We start from the raw sequence: 17,665 nt of genomic DNA, 5'->3' as shown, positions 1-17,665 counted from the left end.
TCCTAGAGCGTGGCGACCAGCGTCTGCTGGTCGTCGTTGAATTGGACTGCGGCAATGCGCAGGGTCACGGGGGTGATGCTGACGAAGTCGTAGCGGCGGCAGGTCCGGCCGTACTGCTGGATCAGCACCCGCAGCAGCTCGGGGTTTTCCGACAGCTGCGAGTCGGAAAGGCGCAGCAGGACCACATCCCAGTCGCGGTCCGGCATACGTTCGTCGATCTCGACATAGCCGACGCCGAGCCGGCGCAGGATGCGTTTGAGCCCAGCAGTGCTGCCGGCATCGACCGCGTTGATGACGGCGAACTTCACCCGCAGCCGGTACAGGCTTTCCGGCTCGTCCTTGAAGCGGGTGATATCGCGCTGCCAGGCGAGCAGGTCCAGCACGGTGAGGTGGCAGGTCTCGGCATCCATCTGCAGCAGCGGCCAGCGCAGCCACTCGGTCACCCTGGCCCACCAGGCCTGGGCGGCATCCTTGAGCTTGGTCAGTTCGCTGCCGGAGAGCCAGAACGGCAGTTTCAGCGGGCTCATACCAGGTCCACCCGCAGGTTGGCGATGCGCGCGATGCTCAGCGGCGAGACGATGTCTTCGTTGGCGAAGTGCAGCGATTCGATGTCGTCGAAGGCCTGGTGCAGTTCTTCGGCCAGGCGGCTGAAGGAGAATCGCGATTGTGGGTAGGTCAGCGTCGGGCGGTAGTCGCTGGCCGTGCTTTCACGGAACGCCGCGCGGATGAACTGGGCAATGCCTTGCTGCAATGCCTCGCGACGCTTCGTCGTCAGGTTCGCCTGTGGCCAGACCGTCAGCGCGATGTCGTGCCGCGTCTCGGGCATGACCATCACCAGCAGGTCGTCGCCGTGGCCGTGGTTGCCCTCGTCGCGCACGTGGGCGTTGATCTGCGTCAGGTACGATTCCGCTGGCACGTCGGCGTCGAACAGCACGTAGGCGTTGGCGCTGCCCGGACCGCGCGGCGCGTCGTGGAGGAAGTACACGCCGTCGGGGCGCACGCCCGGGAAAGCGGCGATCATGGCGCGATAGACCGCGTCGGTGTGCCATTGGTTGACCGCGCTGAACTGGTTGCGGGTGCGCAGGCGCAGTTGCTCGTCGGGCTCGGGGTCGGCCCCGGGCGAGGTCATCCAGCCGTCGTCATTGACCACCTGAACGATCCCCGCCACTGGCTCGGGCAGGATGGCGTAGTAGCCGGGCGCCAGGTTGTAGCCGCTGCCGACCTGCTGTGCCTGGACCTTGACCGATTGTTGCAGGCGGCCGTCCGGGAACACCGCGTCCTCGACGGTCACCAGTTGATAGACGTGTCCGTTGATCGCAGCGGACTGCACCACGACGCCGGCGCGCATCAGCAACTCGCCGGCGCTGTTTTCACGGGTGAACAACAGCTGGCCCTGGGCCTTGGTCGCGCCCTTGCGCTCGATGTTCACCGCCCAGGCCAGGCTGTCCAACCAGGCGCCGCTGGCGGTCTTGACGAAGAAGTTGGGCAGCACGGTGTCGCTGATGAAGCCGACCAGCCAGAGCACCGGCTTGGTCACCAGCGCCGTCACCACCCGCCAGAACGGCGAGTAGGCGCTGGTGTTGCTCAGCTTGCTGCCCTGGGCGGCCACTTCGGCCTCCCAGGCCTTGTGCAGCGCCGCCTCGGTGGTGGGAATGCCGGCGTCGGCCAGCACCTTGCGAAAGTCCAAGTCGCTCACAGGTATACCTCGATGTCACCGAATTTCAGGGTTTTCGCCGTGACCCGGTACACGCCCGGCCGCTCTTGCAGGATGCGGGCGGTACCGGGCAGCAGGCGCTCGTCGTCCTCTACCAGCAGTTCCAGCTGCAGGATGCAGTCGGCCTGGCGCTGGCGGCTGCGCTCGGCCACCAGGGTGACCAGCAGGCCGCTGTCGCGGATCATGTGGGCGATGTCCTGGGCGATGCTGGCGCGGTCCTCGATCAGCAGCGGTTGATGGGAAGGGTCCAGTACCAGGTCGTTGTCGTGGATCAGCAGATCGATGTAGTCGCTCATCAGCCCACCGCCATTTCCATCATCTGCTCGAGCTCCAGCGGGTTCATGGCCTTGCTGGTGTTGATCTCGATCCTCTCGACGTGCATGCGCCGATCCTGGGTCTGGGTGCTGCTCTGGATCTGGGTCATCAGCCCTCCCTGGGGAACGCTCGTCGGGCTGGCCGGCGAGAGGTTGAGTGCGGTCTGGGTCATGCGCTGGCGCTGTTGGTCGAGTTGCTCGATCGGCGTCATCAGCGGGGTGGGTGCAGGCACCTGCATCAGGTGCTTGATGGACGGTGGTTGGCTGGTGATGGGCAGGATGCCGATCGGCGCGACCTGGCCAGGCAACTGAGGCACCTCGGGCGCCTTTGGCAGATCGCCGAAACGTGCCTCGATGTTCACGCCCGGGATCTTGTTGAGCATCTCGATCAGGCTGTCCACCGCGCTGCGGAATATCCTGCTGATGCCGTCCCAGGCGCTTTTCGCGAAGTCCGCCCAGCCACTCATCGAGCCGAACATTTTGCCCAGTGCGGTGAATTGCGCGCTGACCCACTGGAACGCCGTGCTTTCGAGCAGGGCCGCCTTGAAATCGTCCCAGTACCTGACGACCAGGGCGACGATCGTGATCAATGCGGCGATGCCGGCGACAACGAGGCCAATCGGGTTGGCGTACATGGCCGCGTTGACCAGCCAGGTCACTGTTTGCCAGGCGAGCATCGCCAGGCGCAGGGTGCCGAGCACCGCGATCATGAGCAGTACCCTGCCGACCAGGAGCACGCATTGAATGGAGTGCAGGATGAACATGGCCAGGCTTCGCAAACCGGTCAGGTTGAGCAGTGCCCAGACGGTCTGCAGCCCCAGCATGGCGACCCGGGCGATACCGACGGCGACCACGAGTGCGCTCAGGGCCGCGCCCATGCCGGCGATAGTCAGCGTGGCAATTCCGACGATCCGGGTGATATTGGGGAACAGCTTGATCCAGCGGACCAGGGTACTGGCGATATCGACCAGGCGGGTCATCAGCGGCTGGAGGATGGGAATCAGGGCCTGGCCGAAGGTCCTGCGCACTGCCGTCACCGAGGCGTCGAGTTGCTGCCACGGGTCGACCATGTCTTTGGCCATCCGCTCGGCCTCTTCAAGCCCGCGAACCTTGCCCAGCTTGTCCAGGCTGCTGCGCAAGCGCCCGGTGTCCATGGACAGCGCGCCGATCAGGCGGGCAGCGTCGCCGCCGAAGGCTTTGCTGATCTTGGCATTGGCCGCCGCGCCCTTGAGATCGCCGAACTTGCCCTGAAGCTTGCCGAGGATATCCAGCATCGGCAGGAGCTGGCCGTCGGCGTCGGTGAACTTCATACCGAGCTTGCTCGACGCGTTGTCGATGTTGTCGAAAAACGCCTTGTACAGCCCACCGGCATCGCTGCCTTGCATGGTGCTGGAGAGGCTGCCGATCACTGCCATCTGTTCGGCCAGGCCGATGCCGGCTGCGGAGGCACTCGCGCCTGCCGCCTTGAAGCCGTCCTTTATCTGTTCGCCGCTGGTGCGGAACAGCTGGACCGCCAGGGCAGTCTGTCCGCCCAGGGTCTTGACCCACAGGCCCTTGCCCATGGCGTCGGCCTGCTGTTTCTGCAGGTTGTACAGGGTGCCGACGTACTCGGCCATCACGCCCTGGTCGGACTTGGTGGCCTTGGCCAGCACGCTGCTGGTGTAGGTGAACGTGGCCAACTGGGAGCCGGCCAGGCCCTTGATCGCGCCTTCGATCTTGTACGCGGAGGCGACGAAGCCGCGGGAGTTCTCGCCATAGGCGATGGAGAACTTCAGGGCCTTTTTGTCGAGGGCGTCCAGGGCGTCTTCGGCCACGCCAAGCGAACGGAGGTCCGCCAGGGCGCGGTTCATTTCCAGTGCTGGGGCCAGCGAGGTACCGATTCCGCTAAGCGAGCCTTGCAACTTTTTCGTTGCGTCGCCCAGGTCGCTGATGCCTTTGGTCATCTTTTCCAGAGGCGCGCTGACCTTGTCGGTCAGTTGCAGGATGTAGTCCAGCCGGCTGGTTGCGTTAACTGTGCTCATGGGATGTCAGCTTCCGTTGAATGCACGTGCGATGCCGTTGGCGATGGCGATTTCCATTCGCCGCCAGTGCTCGTCCTCCAGCCACTTGGCTGTGCCCAGGTTCTCGGGCGTGGCGGATGCACCGGGCAGCCAGCGTTCGGCCAGGGCCAGCAACTGGCCCAGGCCGTCCTCGGTCAGTCGCTCTGCGTGGCCGAGCGCTTTTTTACGGTGACCTCGACGGTCGGCGCGTATTCCTCGACCAGGGCGCCGGCCAGCTGGATGACGGTCATCGGGTTGGCCAGCAGCGGCTTGAGCTGGTCCTTGTGCTCGGGCTTCACGGCGGTGACCAGCAGGTTGTTGGCCGGGGCGACCTTGTTGGACGGGGTCAGGGCGTTGATGTACTTGGTCATCAGCGCCGGATCGACGGCGAAGTCCAGGGACAGGTCGCCGACTTCCAGGGTGATTTCGGTGCGTTGGGTCATGGGGTAGTACTCCAATGAAATACGGGAATCAAAACGAAGGGGTGAGCGCTGCGCTGCGCTCGTGGCGGTGCTGGCAGGGAACGCAGCGGCGCATGCCACCCAAGGCGCGGCGCGCTTCGGGGATCTCGTCGCCGCAGTCCGCGCAATCGGTGAGGCTCGGCCCAGTCGCCGCCCGTCGGTCACGCACAGCGGCGATCGCCAGATCACGCCTGAGCTGTTCCAGGGCCTGGGCGCGGTCGAATGGGCACACCATCAGCTCAGGCCCTCGACCTCGGCGAAGGACAGGTACGGCACGCCGTTGACATGGATGAAGTCGGGGCTGGTGACGTCGAACGGCAGCTTGTGCTTGGTCTTCTCACCGCCCTTGGCGTCGATGTTGAGCAGGCTGGAGATCTTGAAGCGGCAGCCGAAGGCCTCGACGCGGATCTCGTCGGTGGGGGTCTTGGCGTAGAACAGCTGGTCGAAGGTGCCCAGCTGGCGGAAGCTGCCGGCCTTGGCGGCGGCTTCGATGATCAGGTTGAAGTTGCTGGTGTCCACTTCCAGCTCGCCGCTGGCGGCCACGTCGCCGGCGACCCAGCCGTCCGGCACGCCCTTGGTGTGGGCCACGGCGCTGTTGTCGGTGATGTCGAGGGTTGCACTTTCAACGTGAATCTTCAGGTCGCCCACGTTGATGTCGAAGTTCAAGCCACTGATCTTGGCCATGGGTTACTCCTGGTTGTCCTGGGAAAGGTCCAGCGCGATGTTCGCGGTGATGTCCTTGGGGCAGTTGTGCGGGCGGATGCGGATGAACACTTCCACCTGGGTGTGGCTCTTCCAGACGATGACCAGGTCGCCGTCGCGGGGTGGCTGGATTTCGCCCGGGAATACTTCGCCTGCGAATTTCACTGCCTTGGCCATGCGGCGCAGCGGCGCCATCAATGCGCTGGTGTTGGCGGCCATGCTGGCGGGGCTGTTGTTCAGGCGGCGGTCGCCGATACGGCGGATCAGCAGCGGACGCACCTGGCGGGCGGCCTTGTCGGCCAGGCGCAGGTATTCCAGGACCTGGAAGTCGCTGCCAGCAGTGTCGAGCATGTTGGCGTCGCCCCAGTACACACCCTCGTAGTCCGGGTAGGTCTGGGATACGGAGAAGCGTGCCTTGTCCAGCTCGCTGCGTACTGCCGAGGGCAGCGGCACGCCGTCCTTGTCCGTGGGTACCGCGCCCAGGCCCAGGACAGGACCACTGGCGACGCGCATCGGGGTATCGGCGATGCTCCAGGCGGCATTGGCCAGGCGACCGGCGAGCACGCCCAGGTCGTTGCCGTGCAGCTGCGGCACTACCACGACACGTGGCGCGGCGATACCGTCGGTGAGCGCCTTCTGCTCGAGCAGGTAGTCCGACCAGGTTACAGTCGGCAGGATGCCGGCGGACGCGGCCAGGACGAACGAACGCCGGCCATGGCGAGCGTTCAGCTGTTCGGCGGCAGTATGCAAGGCCAGCAGTTCCGCGCCGACGGTCACCGGCTTGGTGACGACGATGCCTTCGACCGAGTAGCCGTGTTGCTGGGCGTACTCCAGCGCGCTGGCCCAGTCGCCTTCGGCGCCGATCGGCGCGGCCAGGCAGGCCCAGCGGCCGCCGCCGTTGGCGCGGGCGGCGATCAGTTGGGTCTTCAGGTCGCTGGCGGCCACGCCCAGTTCGTTGTCCAGGTCGCTGTCAGTGTTCAGGGCCAACAGCTTGCCGACGTTCTTGGCGGCGGGGCCGATGAAAAGGAAGTAGCGTTCGATCTCGGTCACGGCGCCCTGGCCGAGGTTGAGATTGTTCACGCTGATTTTACCGAGTGCCATAGGTTGCCTCGTTAGCGGGGTGATTGAAGGGTTGTGCCGGAGCCTGCCAATCAGGTTGCCGGCGGGACGGGCGCTGGGCCCTGGTAACAGGTCAGGGGAGGGTGCTGCCCTGCACGACCACATCGCCTTGTTCGGCGACCCACAGGTCGTGGGGCTGGAATGACCAGGTCTTGCCGAAGACCTCGATTTCTCCGGCTGCGTCCTCGGTCAGGTAAAGGGGCTCGACGAACTCCAGAGCCAGCGACACATCCAGCAAGTCGCTGCCTGGGACCTTCTGTTTGACGGTGAGGGTCGGGGCCGGAAGGGCGAATAGATGGCGCCCGGGGTCTTTGGCTTCCAACCAACTCCCGGCGAGGGCCATCAGGCGTCCGGGATGGCCGCTGTAGTCGTCGAGATCGAACAGGGCGCGGTAGCGCAGGTTGCCCATGTGCAGACCCAGTTCGGTCTGTGTCCAGGCCAGTTGCAGGTCGAGTTGCTGCGCCCCGGCATGCAGTTGTTCAGCGGGCACCAGCTTGCGTTCGAGCAGATAGCTGGTCAGTGCTTTCAACTGGTTCATGGGGCTGACCTCGGGGCGGGGTTGCCTGAATAAATCATCGTTGGGTACTCGTGTGAGAGTTTCTGGCCCTGGGGAGCGGCATTCCAAAAAGCCCGCCGTGCAGGCTTTTCAGTAATGCGCGTGGTCACCGCTGGCCACGACTGGTGACGCCATGCGGTTGCGCTTCGAATTGGTGACTCCGACCGCGGCCGTGTGCCCGCCGGATAACTGATCGTGGTGCTTTACGCTGCACACCCGGGCCAGTTGCCAACCCTTTGAACAGTCGAGGCCTGTTCATCGCTGCCTGTGTAACAACCGGTTGCTGTCCGGTTCGAGATACAGGTTATGCAGCAATGCATATGCAGTCAATGCAAGGATGGAAATATTTATGCATAGAGAATTGCCGATATGCATGTCGGTCTTTGCGGGCGGGGGTTGTAGGGCTTTTCTGTGGGCGAAAAAAAACCCGCCGAAGCGGGTTTTTTCAGGGGCGCTGCATCAGACGTTGAAGCGGAAGTGCATCACGTCGCCGTCCTTGACGATGTAGTCCTTGCCTTCAAGGCGCCATTTACCGGCTTCCTTGGCACCGCTCTCACCCTTGAACTGGATGAAGTCGTCATAGGCCACCACTTCGGCGCGGATGAAGCCTTTCTCGAAGTCGGTGTGGATAACGCCGGCCGCCTGCGGCGCGGTGGCGCCCACGCGCACGGTCCAGGCACGCACTTCCTGCACGCCGGCAGTGAAGTAGGTCTGCAGGTTGAGCAGCTCGTAGCCGGCGCGGATCACGCGGTTCAGGCCAGGCTCTTCCAGGCCCAGGGCCTCGAGGAACATGTCCTTCTCCTCACCGTCGTCGAGCTCGGCGATCTCGGCTTCGATCTTGTTGCACACCGGTACCACGACCGCGCCTTCTTCCTCGGCGATGGCCTTGACCACGTCCAGGTGCGGGTTGTTGTCGAAGCCATCTTCGGCAACGTTGGCGATGTACATCACCGGCTTGCTGGTCAGCAGGTGGAAACCGCGGATGACGGCTTTCTCGTCGTCAGCCATGTTCTTCATCAGGCTGCGTGCCGGCTTGCCTTCGGTGAAGTGCGGGATCAGTTTTTCCAGGATGGCCTTTTGCGCCAGGGCATCCTTGTCGCCGCCCTTGGCGTTGCGGGCGACCTTCTGCAGTTGCTTCTCGCAGCTGTCGAGGTCGGCGAAGATCAGTTCGAGGTCGATGATCTCGATGTCGCGCTTGGGGTCGACGCTGTTGGAAACGTGGATCACGTTCTCGTCTTCGAAGCAGCGCACCACGTGGGCGATGGCGTCGGTCTCGCGGATGTTGGCGAGGAACTTGTTGCCCAGGCCTTCACCTTTCGAGGCGCCAGCGACCAGGCCCGCGATGTCGACGAATTCCATGGTGGTCGGCAGGATGCGGTTCGGCTTGACGATCTCCGCCAGCGCGGCCAGGCGTGCGTCGGGCATCGGCACGATGCCGCTGTTCGGCTCGATGGTGCAGAAGGGGAAGTTCTCCGCCGCGATGCCGGACTTGGTCAGGGCGTTGAACAGGGTGGACTTGCCGACGTTGGGCAGGCCGACGATGCCGCAATTGAAACCCATGGGTATTCCCCTATCTAAAAGTGTCAGGCCTTCTGGCTGTGCAGTTCGCGCATCGCCTTGGCGAAGTCGCCGGCAAGCACGTCGGGCATCACGCCGAGGGCAAAATCGATGCTGGCGTCGAGCTTCTCCTGCTCGGCGCGCGGCGCGCGGCCCAGGACGAAGTTGGAGACCAGTTTGGCGTCACCCGGGTGGCCGATGCCAAGCCGCAGGCGGTGGAAGTCGTTCTGGTTGCCGAGCTGCGCGATGATGTCGCGCAGGCCGTTGTGCCCACCATGGCCGCCGCCTCTCTTGAGCTTGGCGACGCCGGGGGGCAGGTCGAGTTCGTCGTGCGCCACCAGGATCGCTTCCGGCTTGATGCGGAAGAAATTCGCCAGAGCCGCCACGGATTGGCCGCTACGGTTCATGTAGGTGGTGGGGATCAGCAAACGAACATCGTTGCCCTGATGGCTGAACTTAGCCGTCAGACCGAAATACTTTTTGTCAGCGGACAGCGAGACGCGCTGGGCGCTGGCGAGGCGTTCAACGAAAAGAGCCCCTGCGTTATGCCGGGTCTGTTCGTATTCGGGGCCGGGGTTACCCAGGCCGACGATCAACTGGATGGCGGTCACGTCAGGGGCTCTTCCTTGGAGTTGGTGGGTTACGGTGCGCGCGGCACTGTAACCCGATCAACGCCGGCGTGCGAGTGGATTACTCGGCAGCGCCTTCAGCAGCTTCAGCGGCAACGCGCGGGGCGTGGACGTTGGCAACAGCTTTGTCATCACCGTGGGCCAGAGCAACGAACTCTACGCCTTTCGGAGCTTTCAGGTCCGACAGGTGGATGATGGTGCCGACTTCGGCGTTGGCCAGGTCGACTTCGATGAACTCAGGCAGGTCTTTGGCTTCGCAGGAAACTTCGATCTCGGAAACGACGTGCGAGATTTCGCCGCCTTTCTTGATCGGGGCTTCTTCGCCGACGAAGTGAACCGGGACCTTGGCGGTCAGCTTCTGACCAGCAACAACGCGAACGAAGTCGGCGTGCATGATGAAGCCTTTGGCCGGGTGACGCTGCATGGCCTTGACCACGACGTTCTGCTTGGCGCCGTCGACATTCAGTTCGATAACGTGGCTGAAGGCAGCTTCGTTTTCGAACAGCTTGGCGATTTCCTTGGCCACGATGGTCAGGGACTGGGCTTCTTTATCGCCACCGTAGACAACGGCAGGGATGTTGGCGGAGTGACGCAGGCGGCGGCTCGCACCTTTCCCCAGGTCAGTACGCGCTTGGGCGTTCAGGATGAAATCAGTCATTTTGCTTCTCCAAAATAGCCCCCCGAGGGCGTTTGCGACCAGCGCCAACGGGGATGGCAAAAAAGCCCCGCCCCAACGAATGCTGGGGCGGGGCGCTTCATATCAACACGTGTTCCGCTTAGCGGAACATCGCGCTGATCGATTCTTCGTTGCTGATGCGGCGTACCGCTTCAGCGACAACCGGTGCGATATCCAGCTGGCGGATACGGTCACAGGCTTGAGCAGCGGCGGACAGCGGAACGGTGTTGGTCACCACCAGCTCGTCCAGTACCGACTTCTCGATGTTCTCGATCGCGCGGCCCGACAGGACAGGGTGCGTGCAGTAGGCGTAAACCTTGGCAGCGCCGTGTTCTTTCAGGGCCTTGGCCGCGTGGCACAGGGTGCCGGCGGTGTCGACCATGTCGTCTACCAGGATGCAGGTGCGTCCTTCGACGTCGCCGATGATGTGCATAACCTCGGAGTGGTTAGCCTTTTCGCGGCGCTTGTCGATGATCCCGAGATCGACGCCCAGGGACTTGGCGACGGCGCGAGCACGCACCACACCACCGATGTCCGGGGAAACGATCATCAGGTTCTCGAAACGCTGGTCTTCGATGTCGTCGACCAGTACGGGCGAGCCGTAGATGTTGTCGACGGGGATATCGAAGAAACCCTGGATCTGGTCAGCGTGCAGGTCGACGGTGAGTACACGGTCGATACCTACGACAGTGAGCATGTCAGCGACGACTTTGGCGCTGATGGCTACACGTGCCGAACGCGGACGGCGGTCCTGGCGGGCGTATCCGAAGTAAGGAATCACGGCGGTGATTCGCGACGCTGAGGAGCGGCGGAAGGCGTCGGCCATCACTACCAGTTCCATCAGATTGTCGTTGGTAGGGGCACAGGTGGGCTGAATGATGAAGACGTCTTTACCGCGGACATTTTCGTTGATTTCAGCACTGATTTCGCCGTCGGAGAACTTACCGACAGAAACATCACCCAGTGGAATATGCAGCTGACGTACGACACGCCGAGCCAGATCGGGGTTTGCATTCCCCGTGAAGACCATCATCTTGGACACGCGCAGTACCTGAAGGCTGAGGGTAACCTGGATGAGTATAAGAAATGGCAGGGGCGGCTGGATTCGAACCAACGCATGGCAGGATCAAAACCTGCTGCCTTACCGCTTGGCGACGCCCCTGTATCTGTTGCTGCGAATTCTTATGAACTCGACTTCTTGATCAGACTTTGCAGCTTGCGATGCAACATCGAAACATTGCTTCCTTTCGCCACAAACCCTGTTTGGGTCTCTGAAAGAAGGGCCAGAACTTTATCAGCTTCGGCTTTGCTTGGGAAGGCCCCAAACACACAACTTCCAGTGCCGGTCATTCGAGCTTCGGTAAATTTACCCAATGAAATCAGCGCATTGCGAACTTCAGGATAACGTTGCTCTACTACCGGTTGGCAGTCATTTCGACTGTTTCCCTCGGGAACGGGGCGCATCTTAAGGGGGAGGGAATCACGTGTCAACTCTGGATGCGAAAAAATTTCCGCTGTACTGACAGACACTTGCGGCACCAGCACGACATACCAGGGTTCGGCGGGGTCGACCGGGGTCAGTTGCTCGCCGACACCCTGGGCAAAGGCAGCATGGCCACGGACGAACACAGGTACGTCCGCGCCGAGCGAAAGGCCCAGGGTCGCCAGGCGATCTTCGTCCCAGTCCAGTTGCCACAAGTGCGCAAGTGCCAGCAGGGTGGTCGCCGCGTCAGAGCTGCCGCCACCGATGCCGCCGCCCATGGGCAGTACCTTGTTTAGCCAGATGTCGGCACCGAGCTGGGTGCCGGACTGGGTCTGCAGCATGCGCGCCGCGCGAACGATCAGGTTGCTGTCGTGGGGCACGCCGGCAATTTCAGTCCGCAGGCAGATCTGGCCATCGTCGCGCAGGGCGAAGCTCAGTTCGTCGCCATGCTCGAGAAACTGGAACACGGTTTCCAGCTCGTGATAACCATCGGCGCGGCGCCCGGTAATGTGCAGCCAGAGGTTGAGCTTGGCCGGCGCAGGCAGTGTCAGCTTTTGCATCGAATCAGTGCCCCAGCTGGCGTGGCTGCCAGTCCTTGACCACCAGGGTCACGTCGATGTTCTCGCCGTGCAGCTTCAGGCGCTCGGGCAGCCAGTAGCCGTTCTGCTCCACATAGCTCAGGTATTCGACCTTCCAGCCGTCCTGGGCGAGGCTGGCCAGGCGGCTGTCGCCGTCGAGGGTCAGCTGGCTCTTGCTGTCTGGGGCGGGCAGGCCGCGCACCCACCAGACCAGGTGCGACACCGGCAGGCGCCAGCCCAGTTGTTCTTCCAGCAGGGCCTCGGGGTTGGCCGCCTCGTAGCGGCCCTGGTTGGCGACTTCCAGCACCACGCCGCCGGGGCGCCCGGTCAGGCGTGCCGCGCCGCGGCCCAGGGGGCCGGCCAGGCGGATGTCGTAGTAGTCCTGGCGTTGCAGCCAGAACAGCGTGCCGCTGCCCGAATCACGGGGGGCACGGATGCCGACCTTGCCGTTGATCTGCCAGCCGTCGAGGCTGCCCAGCTGCTGTTTGTGCTCGCGCCACAGCTGCGGGTTGCCCTGGCCCTGCACGGCTTCCTTGCTGCCGAAACCGGCGCAGCCGGCGAGCAGGGCGATGAGGGTGAAGGTGATGCAATGACGCAGGAACATGGTTTACAGGCTCTCGGATCCGGTCAGGCGCAGGAGGGTCTTGCGCAGGATGGGGCTGTCGGCCTGGGCTTCGAAGCCCTTGGCCCAGACTTGGCGGGCTTCGCGGCGTTTGCCGTTGGCCCAGAGGACTTCGCCCAGGTGGGCGGCGACTTCATGATCGGGGAAGCGTTCGAAGGCCAGGCGCAGCTGGCGCTCGGCTTCCTCGAGGTTGCCCGTGCGATAGGCGATCCAGCCCAGGCTGTCGAGCACGGCCGGGTCGTCTGGGGTGAGCTGGTGGGCTTTTTCGATCAGCGCCTTGGCTTCGCCGTAGCGGGTGGTGCGGTCGGCCAGGGTGTAGCCCAGGGCGTTGAGGGCCATGGCGTTTTCCGGCTCGCGGGCGATGATGGCGCGCAGGTCTTTTTCCATCTGCGCCAGGTCGTTGCGCTTCTCGGCCAGCATGGCCCGGGTGTAGAGCAGGTTGAGGTCGTCGGGGTAGCGCTTTATCGCCTGCTCCAGCACTTGGGAAGCCTGGGCTTCCTTGCCGTTGTTGCCCAGGCTCTCGGCCTCGATCAGGTACAGCTGGATGGCGTAGTCCGGCTGCGCCTCGCGGGCCTCGGCGAGCAGTTTCGAGGCTTCGGCGCTGCGGCCGTTGGCAATCAGGATATCGGCCTGGCGCAGTTGTGCCGGCAGGTAGTCCGGGCCGGGGCCGACCAGGGCGTACTCGCGCAGGGCGGCGGCCGGCTGGCTGCGTTCTTCACGGATACGGCCGAGGTTGAGGTGGGCGGCATCGACATTGGCGTCACGCTCGACCAGTTCCTGCAGATAGCCTTCGGCCTCGTCCCAGTGCTTGGTCTCCAGGCATACCAGGGCCAGCGAGTAGCGGATCTCGTCGTCTTCCGGGTATTGCTGGAGCAGGCTCTCGAACTCGGCCTTGGCGTCGTCGATGCGGTCCTGCTCGACCAGGGTGCGCGCGTAGGTCAGGCGCAGGCGCTTGTCTTCGGGGTTGTCGCGGATCGCGCCGCGCAGCAGCGGCAGGGCCTCCGGACCGCGGTCCAGGGCCTGCAGCAGGCGGGCGCGCAGCAGCACCGGGGCGATCTCGCCATTCTGTGGCGGGTGGGCCTCGAGCAGGTCGAGTGCCTGTTGCGGCTTGTCATCCTGGTTCAGCAGCAAGGCCTTGCCAAACACCAGCTGGCTGTTCTCGGGGTACTTCACCAGCAGGCGGTCGAAGCTTTGCATCAAGCCGTCGCGGGTATGCTGGTCGGTCTCGGCGGCCGACAGGGCGAGGAAGTCGAAATGGGTATCGCCCTGGCCTTGCAGCACCTTCTCCATATAAGTCATGGAGTCGTCGTAACGCCCGGCGCGTGCCAACTGGATGGCGGCGGCGCGCTGGGCGTCGAGGTTCTGCGGGTCGTTGCGGGCCCAGATCAGCGCGGTGTCCAGGGCCGGTTCGTCGGCGCCCAGGTACTCGGCGATGCGATAGGCGCGTTCGGAGACAGCCGGGTCCTGGGTCTTCTCGGCCTGATCAACGTAGTTGGCCAGGGCGATGTCGAAGCGGTTGCGCTGGCCAGCCAGTTCCGCCACCAGCAGGCTGTACAGGGTGTCCTGCTTGAACGATCCGTACACCACGGGCTTTTCCGCGCTCTTGCCGGCGTCGGCGGCGGGCGTCTGAACGTCCGTCTTCGGGGCCAGGCTCTGGCAGCCTTGAAGCAGGGCGAGGGCAAGCAGCAATGCGTAGGATTTGTTCATAGGGGCTTATAAAGAGGCTAAACCGGCGGTCGGAGCATGATGACACAAGCGCGATGGCAAACCCACCTGCGAAGGTCGTGGTGTGAAGCGGCGCTTCGGAGTATAGGGACAATGTATGGCCGTGGTGGTTCGTAACGGCCTTGCGGCATCCTGCCCTTGCCCTTGCCCTTGCCCTTGCCCTTGCCCTTGCCCTTGCCCTTGCCCTTGCCCTTGCCCTTGCCCTTGCCCTTGCCCTTGCCCTTGCCCTTGCCCTTGCCCTTGTTTTTGCTTTTGCTTTTGCTTCTAGGTGCGCGGTAGTTCAGGCAACGCAAAATGCGACTTCAGGAGGCCGAACGCAGGTCTTGCGGAGGGAGGTGACGGGCATGGATGCCCGTCAAGCGCTGCGCCCCAGGATGGGGCGTTCAGCGCGGTCCTCCCGGGAGCAAGGCCGGAGTGAGGGGACCCCGGAGCGAAGCGTAGGGGCCGGATGAATGGAGCCGGGCGGCTTTGGTTACTTTGGCCGTCCAAAGTAACCCGCCGTAAGGGCGGAAAGGTGACTATGCGTCGCCATCGCCAATGAATGAGCGTATAACTTTCAAAACCCACGCTCTGAAAGTCAAAGTCAAAGTCAAAGTCAAAGTCAAAATCGGTCGGCGCGGGTTTCTACAGGTGCAAGCGCATTCATTTACGATGTCGACGCATAGTCACCTTTTCGCCCTTACGGCGAGTCACTTTTTGTCAAACGCGACAAAAAGTAACCAAAAAACGCTGCGCTCCATTCATCCGGCCCTCCGCTTCGCTCCGGGTTCCCTCACTCCGGCCTTGCTCCCGGGAGGACCGCGCTGAACGCCCCATCCTGGGGCGCAGCGCTTGACGGGCATCCATGCCCGTCACCTCCCTCCGCAAGGCCTGCGTTCGGCCTCCTGAAGTCGCGAAGTTACGGGCGGCGCCTGGGCTGACGCAGCTGTCGCTAGTGGACTATGGGATAAACTCTCGATCGGCAACGGCAACGGCAACGGCAACGGCAACGGCAACGGCAACGGCAACGGCAGGGATGGGTAGCGGTGCCGGGTGATAGGCACGCCGCATTGGCACAATAGCGAACGGTGGTTGTTCTAAAACCTGCGAAGTAGGACAATTATCGGCTTCACGTCCCAACCAGCGATCTTGCATGGCCTTTCTTGCCCTTGGTATCAACCATAAGACTGCCTCGGTAGACGTACGCGAGCGCGTGGCGTTTACGCCCGAGCAGCTGGTCGATGCCCTGCAGCAGCTGTGCCGACTGACCGCCAGCCGCGAAGCGGCGATCCTGTCGACCTGCAACCGTAGCGAACTCTATATAGAACAGGACCACCTTGCCGCCGATGCCGTGCTGCAATGGCTGGCCGACTATCATCAGCTGAGCCTCGACGAGCTGCGCGCCAGCGCCTATGTCCACGAGGAGCACGACGCGGTCCGGCACATGATGCGCGTGGCCTCCGGCCTCGATTCGCTGGTGCTCGGCGAGCCGCAGATCCTCGGCCAGATGAAGTCGGCCTACGCCGTGGCGCGCGAGGCCGGCACTGTCGGGCCGCTGCTTGGGCGCCTGTTCCAGGCCACCTTCAGTGCCGCCAAGCAGGTGCGCACCGATACCGCCATCGGCGAGAACCCGGTGTCAGTGGCGTTTGCCGCGGTCAGCCTGGCCAAACAGATCTTCTCCGACCTGGGCCGCAGCCAGGCGTTGCTGATCGGCGCCGGCGAGACCATCACCCTGGTCGCCCGCCACCTGCACGAGCAGGGTGTGCGGCGTATCGTCGTGGCCAACCGTACCCTGGAGCGCGCCAGTATCCTCGCCGAGCAGTTCGGTGCCCATGCGGTGCTGCTGGCGGACATCCCGCAGGAGCTGGCCAACAGCGACATCGTCATCAGTTCCACCGCCAGCCAGTTGCCGATCCTGGGCAAGGGCGCGGTGGAGAGTGCGCTGAAACAGCGCCGGCACAAGCCGATCTTCATGGTCGACATCGCCGTGCCGCGAGACATCGAGCCGCAGGTCGGCGAGCTGGATGACGTCTACCTCTATACCGTCGACGACTTGCATGAAGTGGTCGCGGAAAACCTCAAGAGCCGCCAGGGCGCGGCCCAGGCCGCCGAGGAACTGGTATCGGCGGGCGCGGACGATTTCATGGTGCGCCTGCGCGAGCTGGCGGCGGTGGACGTGCTCAAGGCCTACCGCCAGCAGAGCGAGCGCCTGCGCGACGAGGAACTGCAAAAGGCCCAGCGCCTGCTGGCCAACGGCGGCAACCCCGAGGACGTGCTCATGCAGCTGGCCCGGGGCCTGACCAACAAGCTGTTGCATGCACCCAGCGTGCAACTGAAAAAGCTCTCCGCCGAAGGCCGCCTCGATGCGCTGGCCATGGCCCAGGAACTCTTCGCCCTCGACGAGGGCTCGACGGACAAAACCCCGCAATGAAAGCGTCGCTGCTGAACAAACTGGACACGCTCCAGGACCGCTTCGAGGAACTCACCGCGCTGCTCGGTGATGCCGAAGTCATTTCCGACCAGACGCGCTTTCGCGCCTATTCCCGCGAATATGCCGAAGTGGAACCGGTCATCGGGGCCTATAAAGAGTGGCGCAAGGTCCAGGACGACCTTGAAGGTGCCCAGGCGCTGCTCAAGGACGCCGACCCCGATCTGCGCGAGATGGCGGTCGAGGAGGTGCGCGAGGCGAAGGAGCAATTGATCGGTCTTGAGTCGACGCTGCAGCGCATGCTGCTGCCCAAGGACCCCAACGACGGGCGCAACGTGTTCCTGGAAATCCGTGCCGGCACCGGTGGCGACGAGGCGGCGATCTTCTCCGGCGACCTGTTCCGCATGTATTCGCGCTATGCCGAAAAGCGCGGCTGGCGCCTGGAGATCCTCTCCGAGAACGAAGGCGAGCACGGTGGCTACAAGGAGATCATTGCCCGGGTCGAAGGGGACAGCGTCTACGGCAAGCTGAAGTTCGAGTCCGGCGCGCACCGTGTGCAGCGTGTGCCGGAAACCGAGTCGCAAGGCCGTATCCATACCTCCGCCTGCACCGTGGCGGTGTTGCCCGAGCCCGACGAGCAGGTGGCGATCGAGATCAACCCGGCCGACCTGCGCGTGGACACCTACCGCGCATCCGGTGCCGGCGGCCAGCACGTCAACAAGACCGATTCGGCGATCCGTATCACCCACTTGCCCACCGGCATCGTGGTCGAGTGCCAGGAAGAACGTTCGCAGCACAAGAACCGTGCCCGCGCCATGTCCTGGCTCTCGGCCAAGCTCAACGACATGCAGACCAGCGCCGCGCAGAACGCCATCGCCAGCGAGCGCAAGCTGCTGGTCGGCTCGGGCGACCGCTCTGAACGCATCCGTACCTACAATTATCCTCAGGGCCGGGTCACCGACCACCGCATCAACCTCACCCTTTACTCGCTCGACGATATTCTCGCCGGTGGCGTGGACGCGGTGATCGAACCGTTGCTGGCCGAATACCAGGCCGATCAGCTGGCTGCCCTGGGGGACTGAG

Annotated in this window: 20 protein-coding genes and 1 tRNA gene; 2 read left to right on the top strand and 19 right to left on the bottom strand. The window is 63.7% G+C overall.

Annotation, left to right across the window (positions count from 1 at the left end; all coding sequences use genetic code 11):
• Nucleotides 1-2 precede the first annotated feature (2 nt).
• From CCOS191_RS23095 to CCOS191_RS28070, 19 genes are all read right to left on the bottom strand, one after another.
• Complete coding sequence (locus tag CCOS191_RS23095; protein ID WP_046857150.1) at nt 3-527, bottom strand: phage tail protein; 525 nt, start codon at nt 525-527, stop codon at nt 3-5.
• Nucleotides 524-1,696 carry a baseplate J/gp47 family protein gene (locus CCOS191_RS23090; protein ID WP_046857149.1) on the bottom strand — a complete coding sequence of 391 codons (1,173 nt, stop codon included), beginning with the start codon at nt 1,694-1,696 and terminating at the stop codon, nt 524-526. Before CCOS191_RS23090 ends, CCOS191_RS23095 begins: the two co-directional genes overlap by 4 nt.
• Complete coding sequence (locus tag CCOS191_RS23085; RefSeq protein WP_046857148.1) at nt 1,693-2,010, bottom strand: DUF2590 family protein; 318 nt, start codon at nt 2,008-2,010, stop codon at nt 1,693-1,695. The genes CCOS191_RS23090 and CCOS191_RS23085 overlap by 4 nt, the downstream gene beginning before the upstream one ends.
• Nucleotides 2,010-4,049, bottom strand: a complete 2,040-nt coding sequence (locus tag CCOS191_RS23080; RefSeq protein ID WP_046857147.1) for a phage tail tape measure protein — start codon at nt 4,047-4,049, stop codon at nt 2,010-2,012. Before CCOS191_RS23080 ends, CCOS191_RS23085 begins: the two co-directional genes overlap by 1 nt.
• A gap of 6 nt (nt 4,050-4,055) precedes the next feature.
• Nucleotides 4,056-4,202, bottom strand: coding sequence for a DUF6890 family protein (locus CCOS191_RS28075; RefSeq protein ID WP_156177691.1), 147 nt, complete (start codon nt 4,200-4,202; stop codon nt 4,056-4,058).
• 20 nt (nt 4,203-4,222) lie between these two features.
• Nucleotides 4,223-4,510 (bottom strand): putative phage tail assembly chaperone, encoded by a 288-nt coding sequence (locus CCOS191_RS23070; protein ID WP_046857146.1) that lies wholly within the window; start codon nt 4,508-4,510, stop codon nt 4,223-4,225.
• Nucleotides 4,511-4,538: 28 nt separating this feature from the next.
• A complete protein-coding gene (locus CCOS191_RS23065) occupies nt 4,539-4,763 on the bottom strand; it encodes a TraR/DksA family transcriptional regulator (protein ID WP_046857145.1) in 225 nt (74 codons plus the stop codon).
• Nucleotides 4,763-5,212 carry a phage protein gene (locus tag CCOS191_RS23060; RefSeq protein ID WP_046857144.1) on the bottom strand — a complete coding sequence of 150 codons (450 nt, stop codon included), beginning with the start codon at nt 5,210-5,212 and terminating at the stop codon, nt 4,763-4,765. The genes CCOS191_RS23065 and CCOS191_RS23060 overlap by 1 nt, the downstream gene beginning before the upstream one ends.
• Nucleotides 5,213-5,215: 3 nt before the next feature.
• A complete protein-coding gene (locus CCOS191_RS23055; protein ID WP_046857143.1) occupies nt 5,216-6,331 on the bottom strand; it encodes a DUF2586 domain-containing protein in 1,116 nt (371 codons plus the stop codon).
• 91 nt (nt 6,332-6,422) lie between these two features.
• Nucleotides 6,423-6,887, bottom strand: coding sequence for a phage tail protein (locus tag CCOS191_RS23050; RefSeq protein WP_046857142.1), 465 nt, complete (start codon nt 6,885-6,887; stop codon nt 6,423-6,425).
• Between the two features lie 477 nt (nt 6,888-7,364).
• Nucleotides 7,365-8,465, bottom strand: a complete 1,101-nt coding sequence (ychF, locus tag CCOS191_RS23045; protein WP_023629554.1) for a redox-regulated ATPase YchF — start codon at nt 8,463-8,465, stop codon at nt 7,365-7,367.
• A gap of 23 nt (nt 8,466-8,488) precedes the next feature.
• Nucleotides 8,489-9,073, bottom strand: coding sequence for an aminoacyl-tRNA hydrolase (gene pth, locus CCOS191_RS23040; protein ID WP_023629555.1), 585 nt, complete (start codon nt 9,071-9,073; stop codon nt 8,489-8,491).
• A 79-nt stretch (nt 9,074-9,152) separates the two neighbouring features.
• On the bottom strand, nt 9,153-9,749 hold the full coding sequence (locus CCOS191_RS23035; RefSeq protein ID WP_046857141.1) for a 50S ribosomal protein L25/general stress protein Ctc: 597 nt from the start codon (nt 9,747-9,749) through the stop codon (nt 9,153-9,155).
• Between the two features lie 118 nt (nt 9,750-9,867).
• Entirely contained in the window at nt 9,868-10,809 is a 942-nt protein-coding gene (locus CCOS191_RS23030) for a ribose-phosphate pyrophosphokinase (RefSeq protein WP_016391678.1), read from the bottom strand.
• A 45-nt stretch (nt 10,810-10,854) separates the two neighbouring features.
• Nucleotides 10,855-10,929 (bottom strand) — tRNA-Gln (locus tag CCOS191_RS23025).
• Between the two features lie 20 nt (nt 10,930-10,949).
• Entirely contained in the window at nt 10,950-11,810 is an 861-nt protein-coding gene (gene ispE, locus CCOS191_RS23020; RefSeq protein WP_046857140.1) for a 4-(cytidine 5'-diphospho)-2-C-methyl-D-erythritol kinase, read from the bottom strand.
• A 4-nt stretch (nt 11,811-11,814) separates the two neighbouring features.
• Nucleotides 11,815-12,432: a lipoprotein insertase outer membrane protein LolB gene (lolB, locus tag CCOS191_RS23015; RefSeq protein ID WP_046857139.1), complete on the bottom strand. Its 618-nt coding sequence runs from the start codon at nt 12,430-12,432 to the stop codon at nt 11,815-11,817.
• 3 nt (nt 12,433-12,435) lie between these two features.
• Nucleotides 12,436-14,157: a tetratricopeptide repeat protein gene (locus CCOS191_RS23010; RefSeq protein ID WP_046857138.1), complete on the bottom strand. Its 1,722-nt coding sequence runs from the start codon at nt 14,155-14,157 to the stop codon at nt 12,436-12,438.
• A gap of 17 nt (nt 14,158-14,174) precedes the next feature.
• On the bottom strand, nt 14,175-14,468 hold the full coding sequence (locus CCOS191_RS28070; protein WP_156177688.1) for a hypothetical protein: 294 nt from the start codon (nt 14,466-14,468) through the stop codon (nt 14,175-14,177).
• Between the two features lie 839 nt (nt 14,469-15,307).
• On the opposite strand from CCOS191_RS28070, the gene hemA reads away from it, so the two are divergent.
• Both hemA and prfA read left to right on the top strand, forming a co-directional pair.
• Entirely contained in the window at nt 15,308-16,585 is a 1,278-nt protein-coding gene (hemA, locus tag CCOS191_RS23005; protein WP_046857137.1) for a glutamyl-tRNA reductase, read from the top strand.
• Nucleotides 16,582-17,664 carry a peptide chain release factor 1 gene (gene prfA / locus CCOS191_RS23000; RefSeq protein ID WP_046857136.1) on the top strand — a complete coding sequence of 361 codons (1,083 nt, stop codon included), beginning with the start codon at nt 16,582-16,584 and terminating at the stop codon, nt 17,662-17,664. The genes hemA and prfA overlap by 4 nt, the downstream gene beginning before the upstream one ends.
• Nucleotide 17,665 lies beyond the last annotated feature (1 nt).

It is taken from the genome of Pseudomonas sp. CCOS 191 (assembly GCF_001007005.1).
Taxonomy (GTDB): domain Bacteria; phylum Pseudomonadota; class Gammaproteobacteria; order Pseudomonadales; family Pseudomonadaceae; genus Aquipseudomonas; species Aquipseudomonas soli.
The sequence above is the reverse complement of the archived record's forward strand: the minus strand, read 5'-3'. Positions and strand labels throughout refer to the sequence as shown.